This window comes from Okeania sp. SIO2B9, assembly GCF_010672505.1.
Taxonomy (GTDB): Bacteria; Cyanobacteriota; Cyanobacteriia; order Cyanobacteriales; family Microcoleaceae; genus Okeania; species Okeania hirsuta.
Map to the genome: position 1 here is coordinate 1 of NZ_JAAHGK010000457.1, position 5,318 is coordinate 5,318.

The window sequence follows — 5,318 nt, forward strand, 5'->3', positions numbered from 1 at the left end:
TATTGCTTTAACAATATGGTTGGATAGTTATTTTAATCAAGTTATTTCTCAGCTAGAAAATGGCTTAACTTTTCCACAACAAATATATCTCGGTTGCACAATTTTATTATTAGCGATATTAAGCATTATTCCTTTTTCTCAAGATCTAACTATAGATAACCAATTCTACGTTAAAGGCAAAGAAATAGAATTATATGAATATTTACTAGCACAACCGAAAGATATATTAATTGCGTCTATATCTAAAGAATCAGATAATATTCCTACTTTTGCCCAACGTTCTACTTTAGTCGCCCAGGAATATAGTTTGCCTTACCATACAGAATATTATGCTCAGTTTAGTCAAAGAGCAAAAGATTTAATTCAGGCTCAATATACTTCTAATCTAGAAGAGGTTAATAATTTTATTCAGAAGTATGGAATAGATTTTTGGTTGCTCGATAAAACAGCTTATAACCCTAGATATGTAGCTGATAAAGAATTAATTCGTCAATATGATTTAGGAGAGACAATTATTTATCAACTAGAGCAAAATATGATTCCTGCTTTATCCGTTACTATTGAACATTGCACTGTTTTAACAAGTAAGAGAATAGTTTTATTGCCAACATCATGTATTCAAAATGAGTTGATGAAATTTACTCAAATTAAGTAAGCAGTCAGCTATCAGCTATCAGCTATCAGCTATTAGTTTATTGTCTGATTAAGGAGAATTCAAAGTTATACCAATTTGATAAATTTTTGCTACAAATAGCTAGGATATTTTTTAGGAGTCAGTCCTCAGGAGTCAGTCCTTAGGAGTCAGAATGAATGGCTTTAATACCAGTTTTTAGGTCTGAATTTATCTTTTTAGTCCAAGAGACATCTCCTATAAAATATTTTAATTGCCCCTATTATTCGTAATATTCTTTTTTCAAATTGGTATTACAGCATATTTCAAGTATATGAAGTACAGATATTAATATTAAATGAATGCAAGTGCGGGCAAGATGCCAGCGAGAGGTGTACCTCACGCTTGGTGGAATCCGCTGTATGTTTGCGCAGCATTCCACAGGAAATGCTGAATGCTAATAGCTGAATGCTTACTTTATACCAAGCTTTATATCAACGAAAGTATTATACCAATTCCCATACATTCATACTATACTTTCGATGCGACTTCAGTTATTAAGTAATAATAATGATTCAGTAATGTTTGTAAGGATTATCGGCATTAATCCAAAATATCTTATGCCTTTTAACTCTACTCCCTACTCCCAAGGAGATGTCGTAAAACTTTTGAGAAATGGTGTTAGGTCAAATTTTCTCATCTACAACCCACCATCTATTTCCTCATATTCAAAACCAAATATAAGGGTAGCAATAATAATTATTAAAATCCTCAAACTTGATGATTGTAATTATCCTAAATTACAGCGCTTTTCAAATTGATGAACTATAGCAATGTGCGCTGGCATATTTACAAATTACAGGAACTGTCGAATAGATAAAAGTCTTATATTATCGGTTTTTTCTTCCCTCTGTTGCCTGTTGCCTGCGCACAGCGCTATACCTCTTCACACATCAAACCTTGTAGTTCCATGGAACTTCCCTACTGTGGTCTACCCAAATCAAAACCGCTGTAACCATTTTAATTATTGTTAAAAGGATTATTCCAACGTTCGCCATATCCACGATTAAAACTATTATTACGTCTGGAAAAAGGGTTATTAGAAGGATTTGATGGTAAGTTTTGATTTACCTGATTAGGATTAACTCCATAGTTATATTGCTGTTGCTGATTTTGCGGATATCCTTGATTACTATAATAGTTAGAAACTCTTCCGTTATTAATCCCATTTACTCCATTTTGATTATTAGCTAAACCATTAGGTACTGTTGGTAATGGCGGTAAATTTGGATTAGCAGGTTGCCGTTGAAGAGAATAGTTAGATCCTGGTGAATTGCTGGGGTTATTGTTTTGATTTGCCGTTCCCGATCTATCTGTATAATAAGGTTTTGGTTGATTAATATTTATGGGTGGTAAAGGTGAATTAAAATTATTGTTTTGTGGAGATTGATAACTGTTGGATGTTGAAATTCCAGGAAAAGGAGAAGGTCTAATATCTCTAGGTTTTATCTCAGTAGGATAAAGGTTAAAATTATTTGTTTGAGACTGAGAATTTGAAGATGCTTGGGATTGATTTTTAGAGCGCTGGTAATCATCCAAAGCATTCTGTAATGCATTTGCAGGTTTTTCCTTTTTTTCTTCCCGATCGCTTTCGTCTAATATATTGAGACTACGTAACAGAGGAGATGTTAATAATTGAGAGTTGTCTAATTTATTTTGAGGAGGAAGATTATTGGTTGTTGTTTGAGGTTGAAGGTTCGTTAAATTTTCTTGAAGTTTTTTAGAGTTTTTTGGTGGTTCCGATTCATTTTTGCTTTCTCCTTTTAACCTGTTTAGTAAAATTTTCTCAGGAATTACTGAGGAATTAAATTGAAGATTTTCATAATTTTTTAAATCCTCTACTAAAACTGAAGAACTGTCAATATCACTAATAATAGAAATTTCTTCAGGAGATAAATTGTCAATTATAATATTTCCGCTTGTTACTGAATAATCATCTTCAACAGTTAACCATTCTGGATGGACTGTTAATTCCCAAACAAATAATAGCACTAAAGAAGCTACAGCAATTGGCCCCCAAACTAAAGGTTTTGTCAGATGACGAAATCTGCCTCGGAAGTAGCGTATGGAATTGGGTAATTTTTTGGGATTAGACATAGGTTTTGTTTTTTTATTAATTGTTTTTTCTCTAACATTAATCTGCTTTCTCGTTATAACTAGAAAATTTTATTTTTTGAGACATACACTAAAATTTTTTCAGATATAGCGCTGTGCGCAGGCAACAGCTCATCTGGCAACAGGCAACAGCTCATCTGGGGGAATAAATTGCCTATAATATAAGATTTTAGCTATTGGACATCTCCTGCAATTTGTAAATATACCAGCGCTCATTGCTATATTAGGAAATTTTTTAGGCCAGCATAATATTTGTAGCCAATAATAACTTTTGTTTCATTGTTTAGTAATCGAACTCAAAATCTGAAAAAGTTGCATCAGATGAGCAACAATAAACACACATACTATGATTTATAGCTCAAGAACTTTTTTTCAACTGTTAATTACTAAACTGCCTACCACCTAAATTTTCCCATTATAAATACCTTGAGCAAATACTAATATTATTTGAGGTAACGAGATAAACTGACTTCTAAATCAAAATCGCTGTAGCATGAATTTGATGCCCAGATTCATCAAAAAATTTTTATATTTCTGGGTAAGCATATTCTAGCACAACACAAATCAGCTCAAATGAACAAACAGGTTAAATTACTACAAAGTAAAGAAGAGTTAATCGAGCAAGCTTTAGAAATTTGCTTGGCTAAAATGCAAGAGGCCATTTCACAGCGAGGCCAATGTACTATAGCTTTAGCAGGTGGTAATACTCCAAAACCCCTTTATGAGTCCATAGCAACTCAAAATCTACCTTGGGATAAAATTCATGTCTTCTGGGGCGATGAACGCTATGTAGCTCCTGACCACCCAGATAGTAACCAAAAAATGGCTAGGCAAGCTTGGTTAGACCGAGTTCCCATACCACCGACAAATATTCATGCTATGCCTACAGGAGCTGGAGACCCTGAAGCTGATGCTGATAGCCATGATGCTCATTTGCGAGAATTTTTTCAGGTCTCACCAGGAGACGTTCCTAGTTTTGATTTGATTTTACTGGGAATGGGTGGTGATGCCCATACAGCTTCCTTATTTCCCCATACAGATGCTTTGCAAATCAGCGATCGCCTCATTACTGTAGGGAATAAAGATGGCCAACCGCGATTAACTTTTACAGTTCCACTAATTAATCAGGCTAATTGCGTCATATTTCTAGTTGCTGGTGCAGATAAACAAGCTGCATTGGATCGAGTATTTGCAGAAAATGGGGATGAAATGAAATATCCTAGTCGCCTGATTCAACCTCAAGGGGAACTAAATTGGTTACTAACTGGTGTTAATGTTTAAGCAGTGAAAAGTAATATCATGTCCGGTTGAACAGTGATAAATAAATAACTGCCGACGAGGAGTCAGGAGTCAGGAGTCAGGAGTCAGGAGTCAACCCACCCCTAACCCCTCCCAGGAGGGTAAGGAAGAGGAAGAACTGGAGTTGAAGGAGAAAGTTTTTTTATAACTAATTATCCGGACATGATATAAATTCATACCTATCCTACCTAAAATTTCAATCCTTCATTGGTTAAGTGTTAGGTTGAGGCAAGGAAAGTAATAGAATACTTCATATATTTCTACTACAAACCTAACTATCTAAAGCCTAATACTTGTATAGCAGTCGAAGGAAAGGGCGCGGACAAATTAAAAGTTTAAAAGTCAGACAACGTAAGATTTTTAACTTCTTCGGTCCTTCCTACTTCGGCTCTTCCTTCTTTCTTCTGTTCTGACTCCTGACTCCTAAGTAATTAAAATTAATATTATACACGCTCTTCACCAACACCCAAATTAACTATACAATACAATAGAATTAGGATTACTATAGAATCTGAAAGTTAAATATAATTATGATTCTTATGTCGGTGTTTCGATCGTCTGGCCGATAACGAGGAGTATATCAATGATTGTCTGTCCGAATTGCAATCATCAGAATCCTGATGGAGCAACACAATGTGAAGCTTGCTACACTCCCTTACCTGTAACTATGAATTGTCCTAACTGTGGGGCAACAGTTCAAGTTGATGCTGCCTTTTGTGGTCAATGTGGCTTTGATTTGAAAGCTAGTACTGGTACAGATGAAGGTCAAGTTTTATCTCAAACCGATCCAGCAGTGATGCCAACCATAGTATCACCAGTATCTGGTACGGATGCAGGTATGCCTTCAGAAGATATACCTGATTTATATTCACCAGATCCATTAGTGACTCCAGAACCTATAGTAGTGTCTGGTACGCCAAACTTAGAAAAATCTAGCAATATTAATACTCCAGTTCCTACTGAGGAACCCCTACAAACTATTAATGCTATTAATACTCCTGAAGTAACTCCTCCATCTCCTACGGTCGGAACTCCAATTCCGGCCAAGACCCAGTTACAAAAACAGTCTGCCAAGTTACTTCATATTAGAACAGATACAGATATTGAATTACCAGTTAATTTATCTGTAATTCACATAGGTAAGCCTAACGACCGAGTACCACCAGATATTGATGTTTCTGGATTTCCTGATTCTGAGGTGGTTTCTCGTAGTCATGCTGATATTAGAGTAGAA

3 protein-coding genes and 1 pseudogene are annotated in these 5,318 nt (G+C 35.2%); 3 read left to right on the top strand and 1 reads right to left on the bottom strand.

All coding sequences use genetic code 11. From position 1 onward, the window contains the following. Positions 1 to 655 (top strand): annotated as a pseudogene (locus F6K13_RS16820) (hypothetical protein); the annotation flags it as partial. 975 nt (positions 656 to 1,630) lie between these two features. Here F6K13_RS16820 and F6K13_RS16825 read toward each other — a convergent pair. Continuing rightward, the gene (locus tag F6K13_RS16825; protein WP_124154407.1) at positions 1,631 to 2,767 is read right to left on the bottom strand and encodes a hypothetical protein; all 1,137 of its coding nucleotides are present in this window, start codon (positions 2,765 to 2,767) and stop codon (positions 1,631 to 1,633) included. Between the two features lie 591 nt (positions 2,768 to 3,358). Here F6K13_RS16825 and pgl point away from each other — a divergent pair. Both pgl and F6K13_RS16835 read left to right on the top strand, forming a co-directional pair. Next, positions 3,359 to 4,066, top strand: a complete 708-nt coding sequence (gene pgl / locus F6K13_RS16830) for a 6-phosphogluconolactonase (protein WP_287287864.1) — start codon at positions 3,359 to 3,361, stop codon at positions 4,064 to 4,066. A gap of 601 nt (positions 4,067 to 4,667) precedes the next feature. After that, positions 4,668 to 5,318, top strand: a 651-nt coding sequence (locus F6K13_RS16835) for a zinc ribbon domain-containing protein (protein ID WP_287287865.1), incomplete at its 3' end; no start/stop codon positions are given.

What these genes read in the sequence shown, in the direction of transcription:
- F6K13_RS16825 (WP_124154407.1), bottom strand. Translation starts at nt 2,767, where the DNA reads ATGTCTAATCCCAAAAAATTACCCAATTCCATACGCTACTTCCGAGGC.
- pgl (WP_287287864.1), top strand. Translation starts at nt 3,359, where the DNA reads ATGAACAAACAGGTTAAATTACTACAAAGTAAAGAAGAGTTAATCGAG.